The sequence below is a fragment of the Synechococcus sp. PCC 7336 genome (genome assembly GCF_000332275.1).
Classification (GTDB): domain Bacteria; phylum Cyanobacteriota; class Cyanobacteriia; order Thermostichales; family PCC-7336; genus PCC-7336.
In genome coordinates this window covers 1835758-1852414 of the sequence record NZ_CM001776.1, presented here as the reverse complement: position 1 = coordinate 1852414, position 16657 = coordinate 1835758, and the positions used below count along the sequence as shown (strand labels likewise).

Annotated in this window: 17 protein-coding genes; 7 read left to right on the top strand and 10 right to left on the bottom strand. The window is 55.3% G+C overall.

Annotation, left to right across the window (positions count from 1 at the left end; all coding sequences use genetic code 11):
- Position 1 precedes the first annotated feature (1 nt).
- From SYN7336_RS08895 to SYN7336_RS32660, 6 genes are all read right to left on the bottom strand, one after another.
- Entirely contained in the window at positions 2-2368 is a 2367-nt protein-coding gene (locus SYN7336_RS08895) for an ABC transporter permease (RefSeq protein WP_017325589.1), read from the bottom strand.
- A 3-nt stretch (positions 2369-2371) separates the two neighbouring features.
- Positions 2372-3124 (bottom strand): ABC transporter ATP-binding protein, encoded by a 753-nt coding sequence (locus SYN7336_RS08890; RefSeq protein WP_017325588.1) that lies wholly within the window; start codon positions 3122-3124, stop codon positions 2372-2374.
- Positions 3125-3287: 163 nt separating this feature from the next.
- Positions 3288-3434, bottom strand: coding sequence for a DUF4926 domain-containing protein (locus tag SYN7336_RS28775; RefSeq protein WP_255346713.1), 147 nt, complete (start codon positions 3432-3434; stop codon positions 3288-3290).
- Positions 3407-3826, bottom strand: a complete 420-nt coding sequence (locus SYN7336_RS29655) for a DUF86 domain-containing protein (protein ID WP_017325586.1) — start codon at positions 3824-3826, stop codon at positions 3407-3409. The genes SYN7336_RS28775 and SYN7336_RS29655 overlap by 28 nt, the downstream gene beginning before the upstream one ends.
- Positions 3823-4116, bottom strand: a complete 294-nt coding sequence (locus SYN7336_RS08875; protein ID WP_017325585.1) for a nucleotidyltransferase family protein — start codon at positions 4114-4116, stop codon at positions 3823-3825. The genes SYN7336_RS29655 and SYN7336_RS08875 overlap by 4 nt, the downstream gene beginning before the upstream one ends.
- Before the next feature lie 102 nt (positions 4117-4218).
- On the bottom strand, positions 4219-4350 hold the full coding sequence (locus SYN7336_RS32660; RefSeq protein WP_255346712.1) for a hypothetical protein: 132 nt from the start codon (positions 4348-4350) through the stop codon (positions 4219-4221).
- 235 nt (positions 4351-4585) lie between these two features.
- On the opposite strand from SYN7336_RS32660, the gene SYN7336_RS08870 reads away from it, so the two are divergent.
- Both SYN7336_RS08870 and SYN7336_RS08865 read left to right on the top strand, forming a co-directional pair.
- Positions 4586-6163: a S41 family peptidase gene (locus tag SYN7336_RS08870; RefSeq protein WP_227498631.1), complete on the top strand. Its 1578-nt coding sequence runs from the start codon at positions 4586-4588 to the stop codon at positions 6161-6163.
- An 85-nt stretch (positions 6164-6248) separates the two neighbouring features.
- Positions 6249-6659: a pentapeptide repeat-containing protein gene (locus SYN7336_RS08865; RefSeq protein ID WP_017325583.1), complete on the top strand. Its 411-nt coding sequence runs from the start codon at positions 6249-6251 to the stop codon at positions 6657-6659.
- A gap of 442 nt (positions 6660-7101) precedes the next feature.
- Here SYN7336_RS08865 and SYN7336_RS30725 read toward each other — a convergent pair whose 3' ends face one another.
- Positions 7102-7272 (bottom strand): hypothetical protein, encoded by a 171-nt coding sequence (locus tag SYN7336_RS30725; protein WP_017325582.1) that lies wholly within the window; start codon positions 7270-7272, stop codon positions 7102-7104.
- 424 nt (positions 7273-7696) lie between these two features.
- On the opposite strand from SYN7336_RS30725, the gene SYN7336_RS08855 reads away from it, so the two are divergent.
- On the top strand, positions 7697-7930 hold the full coding sequence (locus tag SYN7336_RS08855; protein WP_017325581.1) for an addiction module protein: 234 nt from the start codon (positions 7697-7699) through the stop codon (positions 7928-7930).
- A complete protein-coding gene (locus tag SYN7336_RS08850; protein ID WP_017325580.1) occupies positions 7930-8229 on the top strand; it encodes a type II toxin-antitoxin system RelE/ParE family toxin in 300 nt (99 codons plus the stop codon). The genes SYN7336_RS08855 and SYN7336_RS08850 overlap by 1 nt, the downstream gene beginning before the upstream one ends.
- Positions 8230-8241: 12 nt before the next feature.
- On the opposite strand, the gene SYN7336_RS25100 is transcribed toward SYN7336_RS08850, so the two are convergent.
- The 3 genes from SYN7336_RS25100 to SYN7336_RS08840 form a co-directional block, all read right to left on the bottom strand.
- A complete protein-coding gene (locus SYN7336_RS25100; protein WP_156820084.1) occupies positions 8242-9765 on the bottom strand; it encodes an NACHT domain-containing NTPase in 1524 nt (507 codons plus the stop codon).
- A complete protein-coding gene (locus SYN7336_RS27855) occupies positions 9717-9920 on the bottom strand; it encodes a hypothetical protein (RefSeq protein ID WP_017325578.1) in 204 nt (67 codons plus the stop codon). The genes SYN7336_RS25100 and SYN7336_RS27855 overlap by 49 nt, the downstream gene beginning before the upstream one ends.
- A gap of 301 nt (positions 9921-10221) precedes the next feature.
- Positions 10222-12483: an FdhF/YdeP family oxidoreductase gene (locus SYN7336_RS08840; protein WP_017325577.1), complete on the bottom strand. Its 2262-nt coding sequence runs from the start codon at positions 12481-12483 to the stop codon at positions 10222-10224.
- Between the two features lie 205 nt (positions 12484-12688).
- Here SYN7336_RS08840 and fdhD point away from each other — a divergent pair, with 205 nt between their 5' ends.
- The 3 genes from fdhD (at position 12689) to psaA (ending at position 16656) form a co-directional block, all read left to right on the top strand.
- The gene (gene fdhD, locus SYN7336_RS08835) at positions 12689-13552 is read left to right on the top strand and encodes a formate dehydrogenase accessory sulfurtransferase FdhD (protein ID WP_017325576.1); all 864 of its coding nucleotides are present in this window, start codon (positions 12689-12691) and stop codon (positions 13550-13552) included.
- Positions 13553-13669: 117 nt separating this feature from the next.
- Positions 13670-14110, top strand: a complete 441-nt coding sequence (locus tag SYN7336_RS08830) for a VOC family protein (RefSeq protein ID WP_017325575.1) — start codon at positions 13670-13672, stop codon at positions 14108-14110.
- A gap of 269 nt (positions 14111-14379) precedes the next feature.
- Complete coding sequence (gene psaA / locus SYN7336_RS08825) at positions 14380-16656, top strand: photosystem I core protein PsaA (protein ID WP_017325574.1); 2277 nt, start codon at positions 14380-14382, stop codon at positions 16654-16656.
- Position 16657 lies beyond the last annotated feature (1 nt).

Genomic DNA, 16657 nt, shown 5'->3' with positions numbered 1-16657 from the left:
CTTACTCCCTTGTTTTCAAGACGGCAATCAGATCGAGGCGATCGAGGCGACGGCGCACAATCCAACCGGACGCCAGTGCCGAGAGCAGAATGACGATCGCCGCGAAGGCGTACCCAGAGCGGGTCACAATCGTGGGCAAGCGCATCAGTTCTGTATGAAACGCGGCTGACATCAACAGCACCAACCCCCAGCCAATGGCAAACCCAACTGGGATAGCCACCAGCACCAACACCGCCTGTTCCCCCAGCAAAATGTAGGCAATCTCTGCCCGCGTAAATCCCATAATCCGCAAGCTGGCTAGCTCGCGCTCCCGCTCCGACAGGGCAATGCGGGCCGAGTTGTAGATAACGCTAAAGCTGATAATGCAGGCGAATACCGTTAAGAAGCCGGACGTCACCCGCAGGTTATTGGCGCTAATGTCTTCAAAACTTTGTAGTGCCGCCTCGCGAAAAGAGATTCCCGTCACTGCCGGAATTTCTTTGAGGCGATCGTACAGTTGACTCGACAACTGCGGGTCTGTAGCCAGATAGGCACCCGAGACTGTTTGGTCCTCCTCCATCAGCCGGTTGAGGGCGGCTATGTTCATATAGGCAGACAGTCCCAACATTTCGTCGATGGTCCCCGCCACTATTACCGATTTAACCGGACGGCTGCCCTCTAAGACCTCGACTGTCAGCGCATCTCCCACCTCTACATCCAACAGTTCTGCCAATGTGGTGGTGAGTACTAACCCTTCATTCGGCAGGTAAACGGAATTGAGATCGCGATCGACCAGATTGCGCAACTCTCCCGCCGGATCGATGCCGGTAATGGCATTGCGGCGTACCCGATGCCCGTAACGCAAGCGGGCGGGCACCAATCGGTAGGGCTCGGCCCTGAGTACCCCCGGCAGGCGATCGAGTTCGTGGCGGACGCGGGCGGGGCGAGCTTCGGTAAAGGCGATCGCCACATCATCCCGTTGCACGTTGTAGAACTGCACTTCAATCAGGCGATCGAGGGCAGCCTGAAAGAAGCCACTTGCAATTAAGATGGCCACTGCTACCCCAATGCCGACGGTGGAGAGGAGCGATCGCACCGGAGTGCGTTCCAGATTGCGCAGAATAATGCGAGTGGGAGGGTTGAAGAAGCGCTGTAGGCCCAGCCGTTCCACCAGCGTGGCACGAAATTCAGCGGGGGGTTCCGGGCGCATTGCCTCGGCAGGGGGCAAGACAACCGCTCGCCGCACTGCCAGAATGCCTCCCAACACGGCAGCTCCGGTACTCACCAGCACAGCGGAGACAATTGTGCTGGAACTGGCGGTATACCGCAGTAGGGGAAAGCTGAAGAAGGTGGTGTAGAGTTCTGTCAGTCCTTGGCCCAGCCACAGCCCCACGCCCAAGCCTAAAGCGGTGCCCGCCAACACTAAGGCCAACACCAGCTTGAGATAGTGCCAGCTCACATCCAGATTGCTGTAGCCAAAGGCTTTTAACACGGCGATTTGCTCCCGCTGTGTCGCCACTAGGCGGGTCATGACAATGTTGATGAGGAAAGCGGCGATCGCCAGAAAAATCGTCGGCATCACAGTTCCCGTATTGCCTAATTCCTCCAGTTCGTTCGCCACAATATTGTGGGACAACTGATCTTTGCGCCCGTAAGCCCCAACGCCGCCATAGCGATCGAGCAGACCATCGAGGCGATCGATCGTTTCGTCCAGCGATGCCCCGCGAGACAGGGTCAGCGCCACGCTATTGAACGCTCCATCCATATCGAAGGCGTTACCCAAGGCTTCCCGCCCCAGCCACAGCACCCCAAACAGCTTATTTTCGGGAAATATCGTTCCCGCCCCCCGCACTTCGTAGACATATTCGGGGGAGAGCGCGATGCCGACAATGTGCAACTCCTCCCAGCGACCGTTGATAATGGCTCCAATTTGGTCTTCTAACTGCAAATGGTTCGCCTCGGCAAAGGCTTCGCTCACCAAGACTTCATCACTGCGATTGGGTTCGATATAGCGTCCCTGCCGCAAAAACACGTCGTTTAACACTGGGGCGTGCCGCTCGGGAATCGACACCAAGCGACCCGTTGCCGGTTCCTCCAAGCCAGGAACGTCTAGGGTGACATCTCGCACTACCCGCGTCTGCACCTGCGCTACGCCGGGGATGGCCTGAATTTGGGTCGCGAGGGATTCGGGAGCTCGTTTCAGTTCGGCGAATGCGTCGGCAAAGCGATAGCGATCGTAATAGGTCACCTGAGTCAGTTCCAGCGATTCCAGCGCGCTAAAAAACATGACAAAACAGGCGATTCCACAGGCCACCACTAAGCCGATCGCGATCGCCTGTCCCCGCAGGCGGAGCAGTTCTCGCAGCAATTTGCGATCGAGGGGATGCACGACTTACCACTCCAATTGGGCGGGAGAGAGTTTGGTTGGGTTGTGTTGCTGCCGCATAATTTCGCCACTGCGCATGATGATGACACGATCGGCCATGCCCGCAATACCAGCATTGTGGGTAATCACCGCCGTCGTCGTACCGAGGTCGCGATTCACTCGCTCCAACACCTCCAAGACCAGTTTGCCAGTTTCAAAATCCAGTGCTCCGGTGGGCTCGTCGCACAGCAGCACTTCCGGGCATTTGGCAATGGCGCGGGCGATCGCCACCCGCTGCTGCTCCCCCCCCGACAGTTGGGCGGGAAAGTGGTCGAGACGATGGGCCAATCCCACTAAGCCGAGGGCATCTCTCGGGTCCATCGGGCGCGCAGCCAACTCGGTGACGAGGGCCACGTTTTCCTGTGCAGTCAGGCTGGGGATGAGGTTGTAGAACTGGAAGACGAAGCCGACATGTTGGCGGCGAAATTGGGTTAAGGCAGCATCGTTCGAGGCGGTGAGGAGGCGATCTCGAAAGTACACTTCCCCGCTGCTGGGCACATCCAATCCCCCCAGAATGTTGAGTAGTGTGGATTTGCCACTCCCCGAGGGACCGAGCAGCACCACAAACTCCCCCTCGAACAGCTCCAAGCTGACCGATCGCAGTGCATGGACTTCGACTTCACCCACCCGATAGGTTTTGCTCACTTGGCTGAGGGCATAGATCGGTCGCGCTGGAGAGGCGATCGCGGAGTCTTGCTGTTCGGTCTCCTGAGATTGCATGGTGTGACCTGCTGGATGTGACGCTGCAAGGGCGATCTCCGCTCTTTATTCGCAAGAATTCTGCGAACGAGTTCTACCTGTTTCAATTGTCTATTGCCAGAGAGATCTCTGCTGGAATTGCAACGGGGGCTTAATCAGGTGCGGTGGTTCTTGCTAGACCTGCTTATGCTATGACCATTTCAGACGCTGATTCGGGAGATGCCGGATCGAAATGTAACACCATAATTTGTTCTGGACGCAAACCTAGAGAGTCGAAAGTGCGACCATTGCGATCGCTGAACTCTACTTCGAACGCCGTTCCATTAGCCAAGATTTCAACGACTGTACCGACTTGACCGTGCCATACGATTCCTCCAACTCCGACAGTCTCTCAAGAATCGCCACAATCGACGGCTTGAGGACCGGCACATCATCCATCACCGTTTGCCAAACCACCGCCACATCCGTATCGAAATAATCGTGAATCAACTTATCTCGCATACCCGCAATCTGCCGCCACGGCACCTCCGGCCATTGCTCTCGCACAGATAGAGGCACCCGCTTCGCCGCCTCCCCCCAAATCTCGAACGCCCTCACCACAGCAAAGCGCTTTTCCAAATTGGCCGCAAACTCCTCAAACTTAACCCCCTCCGTAAATCCCTCGATCGCCTCAAGCGCGTCCGCCATATCCTGCACGTAATTCGAAACTCGGCGATCGCTCATAGATCGATCGCTTCCTGTTGAATCCGTTCCCTCAGTCGAGGCTTCAACCCCGCCCGATGGACCAAATCCACCTTCACCTGCAAGCGATCGCTGAGATAATCCTCCAACCGCACAAACGTTAGCAAACTCGGCGTCCGAGAAAACTCCACCAACAAATCCAAATCGCTCGCCTCCGTTTGCTCCCCCCTCGCATAAGAGCCAAACACCCCCAATTGACTGACATGAAACTCATCCCGCAAGCCGTCTCGATGCCGAATCAGCCAATCCCGTATCTCCGTCAACGTTTTCATTGACCCCATCCCAAAACAACGCGGAATATCATACGCAAGCGGAGGAAGATAGGTAGAGCTGCCCCCATTCTGGAGCGATCGCCCCCGCAGTTGCAAGACACGTCAGCGGCGATCGTCCCACAAGCACACCCCACCTGCGACACGATAAAGAAGCACCACCGCCTCCAGTCCACCAGTCAGTGACAGAACTCCTCGAACAGCCGAGTCTCGCTGTTCGGTCCCTCGCGTTTGCATGGCGTGACCTGCAGACCCTGCGAGTACTCCACTTTCCGATCGGCAAGCGAAACCGCATCCATGTTGAAACCTGGAGTTGCTCGGATATTGCGCTCGGAACGTGAAAGCTGGATAAACGTCAGTAACAATAGTCATGAAGCTGGATGGCCCTACCGCAAACATTCCTCCAGTTTGAAGAGGTGGCGATCGCCACTCCCGATCGCCTGTGGTTGCTGTGGTGTTGGAGACCCAAACAATGGCAAAGTCTATCCGAATTTCTAGCCTGGGCCTACTGCTGGCGATCGCCAGCAGCACCAGTATGGGGGGGACTTCCCCCAGCCTCGCCCAGGCAGATCTGCCCCCGATCCCCATTCCCGCCACTCCTGCCGATATCCCGGAACCTTTACCCACAATTCCTCCCTCCGGCATCGAATCCACCACGATCCCGGGCAATCCCGACCCGATCCCTCCGGCTGGCCTCGAATCGACTGCCGAGACAGCCGCTGCTAGTGGCGATCTGAAGCAAGTCGTCAATCTGTTTATCAACGAGTCGTTGCGGGCTGGAATTCAAGCCGATGCGGTCAACTACTCTTTTCTGCAAGAGGAATTGATGCGGCAACAGGCCCAATCCCAACAGCCTCCCGTACAGGTGGAATACGACTTTATTCGCAACCTCTTAGCCCGCTATGCCGAACCCAGCGATCGCCTGCTCTCGCCGCTGGAATTCGACCAATTACTCAACCGCCCTCGCCCCGACCTGCAGGCCCGAGAAATTGCTCCGGGGGTGGCTTACGTTGCCGTGCCCGAGTTGACCCCCGCCACTGCCAATCAGTTAAAGCAGGCGCTCTTTTTCCAGACCTATAGCAATGGCGTCGTCTTGGATCTGAGGGGGTCGATTGGCTACGATCCCCAAGTGGTTGCCGATGTGGCTCGTCTATTTCTGCCCCGCGCCATCTCCCCCATCCTCACCAGCGAAAATCGATTCGGCGAGCAAATCGAGTGGGATAGCAGCCTGCAGCCGATCGCCGCTGGAATTCCCCTCGCGGTCTTGGTGGACGGACAAACCCGTCAGGGGGCAGTGCTGTTGGCGGCGAGCTTGGCGACGAGTAGCAGTACGGTGCTAGCTGGAGAACCGACTCAGGGTACGAGTCTGCAGACGCAGTTCTACATTTTGCCGTCGGGGGCAGCGGTGGAATTGGCGATCGCCAAATGGCAAACGGCCCCATTGGGGGATGTTTCCGGCATTCCCACCGAACGCGGCATCGTCCCCGCCCAGTTTTTAGACTCCGATCGCGATTGGCTGGCTGTTGCCCCCACGTTGTTACCCCGCTCCGAACCCGATCGCCGTCGTCCCAGTCCTTCGATTTTTTTGGAAGAGGGCAACATCGGTCGGTTTTCTTTAGGGCTCGATTTGGGCAACCCCAGTGCCAGCCGCTTGGGCTTTATTGACGAAGTCCCGCGCCGATCGGGCGAAAATGTTTTCCGGCCCGATAGCGATCTCGAGCTGTATTACCTGCAAGACTACGTTCTGTTTGGCTATCGCAATCGAAACACCTTCCGCAGCTACTTTGCCGATCGCATTTACATGACGAGTCCAGACGCCTATACCGCTGAAGGGATCGGCATTGGCGACACTTATGCCCGCGTCATCGAAGTCTACGGTCCTCCCGGCGAAAATGGCTACAACGAAATCAATCCCTATCCCCTCAGCAGTCGCGTGGGCAGGCGCGACAATTTGTATTTTGTCAATTACGATGCCTTGGGGATTGGATTTGCTTTTGAAGTGGGTACGAACGAGGTGATGGAGATTGGCTTGTATAAGGCTGGGAGTTAGGGCTCTGCAGCAGAGCTGAACTCCGCATCTCGGAAGATACTGACAATATTGGTAAAACTACTCGGTGGAGTTGGGCGGATAGGCTATGGTCACTTCAATCGCGGCTTCTGAATTATGCGATCGCTATGCTGCTGGGGCGCGGCAGTTTGCTGGGGCAAACTTGCGCGGAGCGGATTTGAGTGCGGCCATGTTGAGCGGCATCGATCTCAGCCAAGCGGTGTTGAAGGGGGCCGATCTGATGGAGGCCGATCTGAGTCAAGCCAATTTGCGCGCTGCTAATTTGCGCGGGGCGGATTTGAGTGGTTGTTTGCTCAGCGAGGCAGACTTATCGAATGCTGACCTGCGGGGGTGCGATTTAATGGGGACCGATTTGCGCGGGGCTCGATTGGAGGGGGCCAACTTGAAAGCGGCGGATTATGACGACTACACCCGCTTCGACAGCACCATCTCTCCCGAGCAGCTCGGTCTGAATAAAATTCAAGCAATTGAGTCTTAAACCGAAGCTAGTCTGAAATCTGTAGTTTTGAGTTCCTCCCATTAGCGCTGTCGATCGCTGCATTCGCCCCCTACATCCCCCATTCTGGGGGACTTGAGTACAGTTCCAGTTGAGGGTTGGGAGGCGGGGAAGGCGATGGAGATCGCGATAATTAGAGTTGTAGAACGAAGCCAATAGCCTCTCGGAAGTCCCCCACTGGTGGGGGATTTAGGGGGCCGAGAGCAATGTCTGAAAACTCCAGATCTCAATCTGGATGAGGTTTAGATTTTGGGCGATCGCCTCAAGACCTGACCAATACCCCCATTGCTTCCAGTAATTGGGGGTCGCTTTCTAGGGCGATGCGGGCGATGCGGAGGTGGCGGATGTAGGCGGTGTAGGCTGTTTCTCTTTGTTGGTTGAGGGTGGCGGTGGTGCCGATTTGGGTGCCGTATTGGCGTTGCTGTTATTGTTGGGCGTTGAGGGCGGCGGTGTAGAGGCGTTGGCCTTCGCGAATTCGGTCTTGGGGGTAGCCGTAGGGGGCAAGGGCTTCTAAGATGCGGGGGCTGGCTAGGGCTCCTTCGATGGCTAGGTTAGCGTCGCTAAAGAATTCGTCGTAGCTTTGATTGATGGTCACGATTGTCGCCAAAACAGATTGAGTTTTAGCCTAAAATTTAATTCATATGGCGTAAATCCGTGTATTCCGATGCATTATGGTGGCTGAGATATTGTCAATGGCTACTGACTTGCTAGTCCTCAAAGCTCGATCGCATTATCTCGGTGCGGTGGAATGACATCTCGATATGGTGTATTGATATCTCAGTGCGGATGAATCACATCTCAATGCGGTGGAATGACATCTCAGTACGGCGGAATGGCATCTCGATGCGGATGCATCACATCTCAGGGCGGAGGAATAATATCTCGGTGCGGTGGAGTGGTATCTCGGACTTGGAAGATTGCTGGGGGGCGATCGCTTCAAACCCAGCTTGCATGCCTCGGAATGAACTGCTCGCCGTCAGTCCACTACTCCCAGCTACAATTGAGATCGCCATTGAGTTATGACAATAAAAACCGTGCAACCTCTACTGAATGTTGACATTGACCAGATAAGCATTGCCGAGCGAATACAGCTAGCCGAGGACCTTTGGGACAGTATTCTCTCAACGCCTGAAGCAGTAACTGTCACTGAGCCACAGCAACAAGAGCTGGATCGTCGGCTAGGGCAATACAGTCAAACTCCAGAGGCTGGATCGAGCTGGCAGGTTGTTAAAGAACGGCTAAGCAATCTGTAATGAGCTATGCACTTCTAATTCGTCCAGAAGCAGAGCTCGATATTCAGGATGCCTATCAATTTTACGAAGAACGCGATCGCGGTTTAGGTTCTGAGTTTGTCCGTGCGATTGATGCTTGCTTTTCTAAAATTGGACGGCATCCACTGGCATGTCCTTTAGTACACCGCCAAATACGCCGAGCCTTAGTCCGAAAGTTCCCTTACTGTATTTTTTACATTGTCGAAAATAACAAGATTATTGTGATTGCTTGTTTTCACGCCAAGCGGGACCCACAACGGTGGCAGGACAGGGGTCTGTAATGGCATGGTCTGCTACTGCCGCGCGATTGCTTGCTTCTCAGGTAGGGCGATCGCCTCAAATCCAACTCTCTTCTCAGCAACTGCTTTGCCGGGATGCGATCGCCTCAAATGCTGTAGGTGCGACCGCGTTTGAGGTCTTGGGAGTTGGAAGGCGATCGCCAGGGTGTTAGCAGCAGCGGGGCTACTCAGCACTGCCGTACGCTCTAACATCGAGGTCAGGAGGCAATCTCCTCGGTCCAGCAACCCCGCCACTAAAAGAAATACTTCCTTCCATCGCGCATCTGTCAGATGCTCTTTAACCATTGCGTCTATCCGCTCTGGCTCTTGGGCAATGTAGCGGGCGGTCAAATATTCCTGCAAGGTCAAGTGAGAAAAGGAATACACGCCTTCCACACGTTCTACCAAAATTCCTTGCTGCACCTCGATCGCATCCAACACTTGCTTCCCATCCAAATGCTTCGGAGCATCTAATGTCTCTGCTAAGAACTCAGTAATTTGCGCAATCGTGCTCTCTTCCGAAAAAAACAGCCGATCCTCTTCAAAACTTTGGTAGGCAATCTCCGACAGCAGCACCTTTTCCAAGCGGGGATGGAAGCCTTCGTAAATCTTGTCCCGCTTCTCCGCCGCCCATTCTTCTAACAGAATGTCCAGTGCCTTGCCATACAGCGCCGCCCGATTGGTCATCAAGTTTTGCGAGTAGTCATACACCAAACACAAAAACGTCAGCAGCAGCGGCGTCCGCGCCAACTCCTTCGCCGATTGATTCTCCTGACGTTCTAGCAACTCCAAAAAGGTATCTGCCGTGCCAGCCTCGCGATCTGAGTCCGACCGAAACCAATTGCGCACGAACTGCTTTATTTGCCCGCCATCAAACTCCGCAATGGCAATATCTATAAACTGCTTCAGCCCGCCGCAGTTGCGATAAGCCGCCGTCCGACAAGACGAAATAAACCGATTGTTCGAGTATCGATCTGCGAAATCCTGAATCTTCTCCACCACCTGATTCAGATTGCGCGATGGTACCTCATCCAAGCCATCCAACAATACTAATAATTGCCCCTGCGCCAACGCCGCCGCCACAAACTCCTCTGGGTGAGGCAACCCACAGGTGCGAAACTCTTCCACAATAGATGACTCAATTTCGATCTCATCAGAGTTAAATCGCTTCAGCTCCAAAAACACAGGCAGTAGTTCGTGCTCGAATTGCCCATCCTTTCCCCTTAGCGCCTCCAAACCCACCTTGCGCAAAAATGTAGACTTGCCAGCCCCCGGACCGCCCACCACCGCAAGATATTGCTTCCTATTCGCTACCGCAAGCCCACCGAGCTTTGGCTCTATCTCCAGATAGAACAGCCTACGATTATTCTCTCGAAATAACTGCTCTAACTCCTCGGGCGTGGAATACTCTCGAATGGAATAGCTATCCAGCAACTTTACCGCTGTATACACATTCTCCAGCGGAATCGGCTCCCGCATCCGCAACACCTTCAACTGCCCGTGCCGCTTCCCATACTTGAACGCATACTCTCGCGCCACCGCCTCCGCATTCGCCCCCCAAAGCCGCGCCTTCTCTTCTCCTCCGCCCCCTCAAACTTCTCACTTCCTCGCTCCAGCACCTTCTCACCCACATGCTGAATCAGCCCCGACAAAACAGCCGTCGCAACAGGAATCCAGGTAAAGGGATCGGTCATGGCAGCAGGCGTCAACAAATCTACGAACTCGCCTTTAAGTTAACGCGCAATCCACCCAGCATTCGCCAGCATTCCGATTCATTTCACACCCTGAAGAACTAGAGTGCCTATCAATCAGTTGCGATCGCTGCATTAGCCCCCTAAATCCCCCACTCGTGGGGGACTTGGCCACAGTGTCGGCTTGGCGTTGGAGATTGGAGAAGAGCTCTCGGAGATTGGAGCAGTGAACCAAGCAGAGGCTCTCTCACAAGTCCCCCATCCTGGGGGATTAGAGGGCCGAGTGCAAAGTATACCAAGCAGTCTAAAGACTCATCGGACTAGCGCTAGCGCTAGCCCCCGCCACTTTTTCCAACCGCACGATCGCGTTGTAATCGGGAATGCCCACCTCCGGCGATCGCTTCCCCCGTTCCAACAACACATTCCCCTCCGGCCAGTGAACCTGCAAATTCCCCGGTTTCATCGGCGCAATATAAACCCGCCCGACATACTCCCCACAATCATTTTTCAACACCACGCGATCGCCATCTCGCACCCCCAAGCGATCGCCATCCAGCCGACTCATTAACACCGCCTCCCGCATCGCCCCCGTAATCGCATCCTTGCGCTCCTGCACCATACTGTTGAATTGCTTGCCCCGCCGCGTCGTCAGCCAAAAACACCCCTCCGGCAACGCCTTCTCCACCGGCAAAACCGGCGAAAACCGCGCCTTGCCATCCGCCGTCGGAAACACCCAATCCGCACAGAGATGGGGACCGCCATATTGGAACTGATCCCCCGCTGCCGCCAGATCTTGAATGCCGTCATATTGAGGCACCACCCGCGCAATCTCCTGCCGCATCACAGCCGTACTCTCAAACCGCAGGCGATCGCTCCACTCGGGCCGCACCCGTCGAGCCAACTCCAGCAACACCTCCCACTCCGGTCGCGCCTCCCCCACCCGCGGCCCCTCAATCTCGGGACTAAAAATCACCCGCCGCTCCGTATTCGTCTCCGTCACGCCCCCCGGCACCTCGTAACGGGTGGTCGCAGGCAACAAAATAACCGTCTCTCCCGGCTCCAACAACATCTGCTTCGAACAGACAATATCCAGATGCACCCGCAAAGGAATCCGCTCGATCGCCCCTTTGACATAATCGGGATCGGGCAACACCTCGTGAAAGTTGCCCCCCACCGACACCAGCACGTCAATCCCCCCCTCCGCCGCGCGATCGATTGCTTCAGATGTAATCAGACCGCGATCGCTACGCACCTCAAACCCCCACAGCGCCGACATCTCCGCCGCATTCTCCGCCGTAATTCCCCGCCCCCCCGGAAACACCGTCGTATAGCAACCCATCTCCGCACCCCCCTGCACCCCCGAATGCCCGCGTATCGGCATCAGGCCGCAGCCTTCTCGCCCCACAAACCCTTTCGTCAAAGCCAAATTCACAATCGCCCGTACGTTGTCTTCCCCACATTCGTGCTGGGTAATGCCCATACTCCAAACAAACACCGCCTTTTCCGCCTGCCCCACCATCTCGGCAAAAGCATACATCTCCTCCCGAGTCGCCCCCGACAGCCGCTCCAATTCCTCCCAAGATTCATCCGCCAACGCTGTCGCCAATTCGTCGAAATGGGTGGTATGGCGATCGATAAAGTCGCGATCGACCCAATCGTTGGCCAGCATATGCTTGATAGCGCCGTTGATAAACGCCAGATCGCCCCCCATATTGACCAAAAAGAAATCCTCGGCAAATTTCGTGCCAAACAAAGCGCTCTCGGGAATAGACGGCACCCAGTAACGCTCCATCCCCGGTTCGCGATAGGTGTTGATGGCGACAATGCGGGTACCCGCCTTTTTGGCCCAATGCAGGTATTTGACTGAAACGGGCTGGTTGTTGGCGACATTGGAACCGATAAACACCAGCAGGTCCGTGCCGATCCAGTCCTTATAAGAGCAGGTGGTCGCTGCAACGCCGAGAGTACTTTTGAGACCGTTAGTACTGGGGGAATGACAGATGCGAGCCGCATTATCGACGTTATTGGTCCCGATCGCGCGAGCGGCTTTTTGAGCCGCATAGTAGGTCTCGTTCACCGTGCCGCGACTGGTGAGATAGAAGCTGAGCCGCTCGGGTGTAGTGGCGCGAATGCGATCGGTCATAACCGTGAGAGCTTCCTCCCAACTAATGCGGCGAAAACCGCGATCGCCCCGATCGCGCCGCATCGGATAGGGCAGTCGTCCCAGTTCCCGCAACTCGCTATCCCGCAAGCGACGCAAAGACTCCACATCAGCCAGAATGTTCGGATCGAAAGCCGCCATCGTATTGAGTCGCAGCAGCCGCAATCGCACATTGCACAGATGAATGCCCTCCAGCGTCCAGTCCTTCATGCCGGTGGTGCCCAGAGAACAGCCATCGCAGACACCGCGATTGAGAATCTTCCAAGCATAAGCAGGGCGATCGCGATTCACCCAAGCAGCCCGAAACACCTCCCAATAATTGTTGGGATATTGCTCCCCCAGGCCAAATGGCTTCCAACTGGCCCAAAACTTGGGATTCCACAGTTTGTTCGGCTTCTTCAACACGCAGGTCACCTGGCAATCTGTTTCTCTACGATAGGAACAGTTTCTATTCCCGCCGCATTTTGAGCATTTTCTCTTTGGATTGTGCCAAAGCGCGCAGGAACAAAAATCCAAATTTCCGGCTCTTGCTCCCCTCTCCTTGGGGAGAAGGGCCGGGGGTGAGGGCCGTCCCACAAGATCGAATTCTCCTGCTGTCCCTATTCCTGCCATGAACCATCCCCTCGGGAGCAAAACCAACGCCACCGTCTGGGTGGTGGAAAACGGTCAAAGGCGATCGCGATCGGATCGCTTAGCCACAGAAGAACCGCTCGAACTGCGCCTCCTCCGTCCCGCCCGCACCCTAGCCGTCACCATGCGAACCCCCGGCGCAGACTTCGAGTTGGCAGCAGGTTTTCTCTACGGCGAGGGCATCGTCAGCGATCGCGCCGATATCCTCCGCATGAGTTACTGCGTCGATCGCGACGTGGATGGCGATCGACGCCACAACATCGTCAATGTGGAACTGCGCCAGGGCTTGGATGTGGATCTAGCCCCATTGGAGCGCCACTTCTACACCACCAGCGCCTGCGGTGTTTGCGGCAAAGCTAGCATCGAAGCCTTGCGCTTGCGAGAGTGTCCGCCTCTGCCAACAGGTATCGCAGTGTCCCCCAGCACCATCTATCGACTGCCCGAACAATTGCGATCGGCCCAAGGCATTTTCAAGGCGACTGGCGGGCTACACGCAGCCGCACTGTTCGATCTAGACGGCAATCTCTTGCAAGCCAGAGAAGATGTGGGACGCCACAATGCACTCGATAAATTAGTGGGAGCCGCGTTGCTGGCGGGAGAGTTGCCCTGGAGCGATCGCATCGTCATGGTGAGCGGGCGCTGCAGCTTCGAACTCGTGCAAAAGTGCATTGCTGCTGGCGGCCCCATCCTCTGCGCAGTCTCGGCCCCCAGCAGCTTAGCCGTCGCCACCGCTCGCGACTTCGGCCTGACCGCGATCGGCTTTCTGCGCGGCCAGCGATTTAACCTCTACTCGGGAGCAGAGCGAATTCAGTCCGAGGATCTCCGCTCAACTGCAGCACCGTAGAGCGATCGCCGCGACTTCTGCCAGAAATCTCTATCTATGAAGAAGAGTAAAGTAGGCTTGAGTGCGGCAGGGCAGAGTTTACCCATACATATTCACCTATACCTAGTATATGTATCCATGCAACTCCATCACATCTCCATTCGCACCGCCGATATCTTCCGGGCGATCGCCTTTTACGAACAACTCGGCTTCTCCATCTCCACCCGCTTCACCACTGGAACCACCTTGGCCTGCTGGATGGAAGGCGCGGCAGGCCGAATCGAACTGATCCAAATCCCCGAACCAGCCCCCGCCCCCGATGCTTTTGCCGATCCCCACTATGTGGGCTACTACCATCTCTCGTTTCGCGTAGAGTCGATCGCCGATACCCTCGCCAGCTTAGGAACTGTACGGATTTTGCTCGCCCCCACCCTCCAGGAGATAGGCGATCGCACTTACCGAGTCGCCTTTATCGCCGACCCAGACGGATTGGCGATCGAGTTTCTAGAAGAAATATCAGTGCAGGCAAACTCAGATCGATCTGCAGTGGACATTCAGGCATTTCCAACAGATATTTGACCCTTTGCCGCTGGCACAAGACTGAGATTTGTTTTCAAAACTTTACAAAAACCGCCATCTTTTATTGCGACTTGCTGGTATGCGATCGGTCAAAGCATTGACTTGTCAGCGATCGAGGGCTTAATTATTGTTAAGCGAGTTAGGGCTCTAAAAAGGCTGCCCTATAATGCACTGTAAGTCCTGGGAGTCTAACCTGAGGCCAATTGAGCTCTCAGCTTGAAGGCTATCTGGATGCACTTTCGTTCCTTGTCGCAAGAGAGGAGTTCTTGATGACGACATCGCCGAAGGAGCGAGAGGTGAAGGTGACGGTTGATGAAAACCCGGTCCCTACTTCTTTCGAGAAGTGGGCTAAGCCCGGTCACTTCGACCGCGCACTGGCGCGCGGACCCAAGTCAACTACTTGGATCTGGAACCTACACGCTCTTGCTCATGACTTTGACAGTCATACGAGCGACCTAGAAGACGTCTCTCGTAAAATTTTCGCTGCTCACTTTGGCCAACTGGCCGTCATTTTTGTATGGCTGAGCGGCATGTTCTATCACGGAGCTAAGTTCTCAAACTACACTGCATGGCTCCAAGACCCCACTGGGATCAAACCCAGTGCGCAGGTCGTTTGGCCCATCTTCGGCCAAGAAATTCTCAACGGAGACGTTGGCGGAGGCTTCCAGGGGATTCAAATCACCTCTGGTTTATTCCACCTCTGGCGTGCCGCTGGTTTCACCACCGAGTTTCAGCTATTGGTAACAGCCATTGCCGCCTTGGCTATGGCGTTTCTGATGCTGCACGGCGGATGGTTCCACTACCACAAAAAAGCTCCGAAGCTAGAGTGGTTCCAGAACGCAGAATCTATGCTGAACCACCACCTAGCGGGTCTGTTCGGTTTGGGTTCTCTGGCTTGGGCCGGACACCAGATTCACGTTGCAGTGCCCATCAACAAACTGATGGATGCTGGTGTGCCCATCGACCAAATTCCTTTGCCCCACGAATTTATCCTTAATAAAGACCTAATGGTGGATCTGTTCCCCAGCTTTGCAAAGGGATTAACTCCGTTTTTCACCCTGCAATGGGGCGAGTACGCTGACTTTTTGACCTTCAATGGCGGTTTGAATCCCCAGACAGGTGCGTTGTGGCTGACCGACCAAGCCCACCACCACCTAGCTCTGGCGGTCATGTTCATTATTGCCGGTCACATGTACCGCACTAACTGGGGCATTGGTCATAGCATCAAAGAAATTCTAGAAGCCCATAAAGATCCTTTCTTTATCGGCGGCCAAGGCCATAAAGGTCTGTATGAAGTTCTGATCAACTCGTGGCACGCGCAGCTAGCCATCAACCTGGCTATAGGCGGTTCCATTAGCATCATCGTGGCTCAACACATGTATGCGATGAACCCCTATCCCTATATGGGGGTTGACTACGCCACTCAGATCTCGCTGTTTACCCACCACATGTGGATCGGCGGATTCATGATTGTTGGTGCAGCAGCTCATGCGGCCATCTTTATGGTGCGGGATTACGACCCCGAGATGAATCAAAATAACGTGCTCGATCGCACTTTGCGCATTCGCGATACGATTATTTCTCACCTCAACTGGGTCTGCCTATTCTTGGGCTTCCATGCCTTTGGCATGTACGTTCACAACGACACCATGCAAGCTTTAGGCCGCCCTCAGGATATGTTCTCCGACACGGCAATTCAGCTGCGCCCGATTTTTGCCCAGTTCATTCAGGGCATTCATACCGCAACGGCTGCCACGATTGGGGATACGGTTGTGAATACTGCCCCCATGGCTCAGGCTGGTGTCAGCCCGATTTTTGGTGGCGATGTCGTGGCTGTGGCAGGCAAGGTATCCATGATGCCCATGACTCTCGGTACGGCGGACTTTTTAGTTCACCATATCCACGCCATGACCATTCACATCACCATCCTGATTCTGCTCAAGGGCGTTCTGTTCGCTCGCAGTTCCCGTCTGATTCCCGATAAGGGCAAGCTGGGCTTCCGCTTCCCCTGTGACGGTCCCGGACGTGGCGGCACCTGCCAAGTCAGTGGTTGGGACCACGTGTTCCTCGGCCTGTTCTGGATGTACAACTGCATTTCGATTGTTATCTTCCACTTCAGTTGGAAAATGCAATCCGATATCTGGGGTACGGTGAATTCTGACGGCAGTATTAGCCACATCACAGGTGGGAATTTTGCTGCCAGTGCTTTGAACATTAATGGCTGGTTGCGCGACTTCTTATGGGCTCAAGCGGTCCAGGTGATCAATTCCTACGGCAGCGCTCTGTCTGCCTACGGCTTGCTCTTCTTGGGCGCGCACTTTATCTGGGCTTTTAGTCTGATGTTCTTGTTCAGCGGTCGCGGCTACTGGCAAGAGTTGATTGAGTCTATCGTGTGGGCACACAACAAGCTGAAGCTGGCACCGGCCATTCAGCCCCGCGCACTGAGTATCACTCAAGGTCGTGCGGTTGGAGTTGCTCACTATCTGTTGGGAGGGATTGTCACAACCTGGGCATTCTTCCTGGCTAGATACGGCGCAGTCGGATAAT

Excerpts from the sequence above, each read along its gene's own strand:
- SYN7336_RS08875 (WP_017325585.1), bottom strand. The coding sequence starts at position 4,116 with ATGAAAACGTTGACGGAGATACGGGATTGGCTGATTCGGCATCGAGAC.
- fdhD (WP_017325576.1), top strand. The coding sequence starts at position 12,689 with ATGAACCATCCCCTCGGGAGCAAAACCAACGCCACCGTCTGGGTGGTG.
- SYN7336_RS08855 (WP_017325581.1), top strand. The coding sequence starts at position 7,697 with ATGACAATAAAAACCGTGCAACCTCTACTGAATGTTGACATTGACCAG.
- psaA (WP_017325574.1), top strand. The coding sequence starts at position 14,380 with ATGACGACATCGCCGAAGGAGCGAGAGGTGAAGGTGACGGTTGATGAA.
- SYN7336_RS08870 (WP_227498631.1), top strand. The coding sequence starts at position 4,586 with ATGGCAAAGTCTATCCGAATTTCTAGCCTGGGCCTACTGCTGGCGATC.
- SYN7336_RS08890 (WP_017325588.1), bottom strand. The coding sequence starts at position 3,124 with ATGCAATCTCAGGAGACCGAACAGCAAGACTCCGCGATCGCCTCTCCA.
- SYN7336_RS32660 (WP_255346712.1), bottom strand. The coding sequence starts at position 4,350 with ATGCAAACGCGAGGGACCGAACAGCGAGACTCGGCTGTTCGAGGAGTT.
- SYN7336_RS08830 (WP_017325575.1), top strand. The coding sequence starts at position 13,670 with ATGCAACTCCATCACATCTCCATTCGCACCGCCGATATCTTCCGGGCG.
- SYN7336_RS29655 (WP_017325586.1), bottom strand. The coding sequence starts at position 3,826 with ATGAGCGATCGCCGAGTTTCGAATTACGTGCAGGATATGGCGGACGCG.
- SYN7336_RS08850 (WP_017325580.1), top strand. The coding sequence starts at position 7,930 with ATGAGCTATGCACTTCTAATTCGTCCAGAAGCAGAGCTCGATATTCAG.
- SYN7336_RS08865 (WP_017325583.1), top strand. The coding sequence starts at position 6,249 with ATGGTCACTTCAATCGCGGCTTCTGAATTATGCGATCGCTATGCTGCT.
- SYN7336_RS27855 (WP_017325578.1), bottom strand. The coding sequence starts at position 9,920 with ATGACCGATCCCTTTACCTGGATTCCTGTTGCGACGGCTGTTTTGTCG.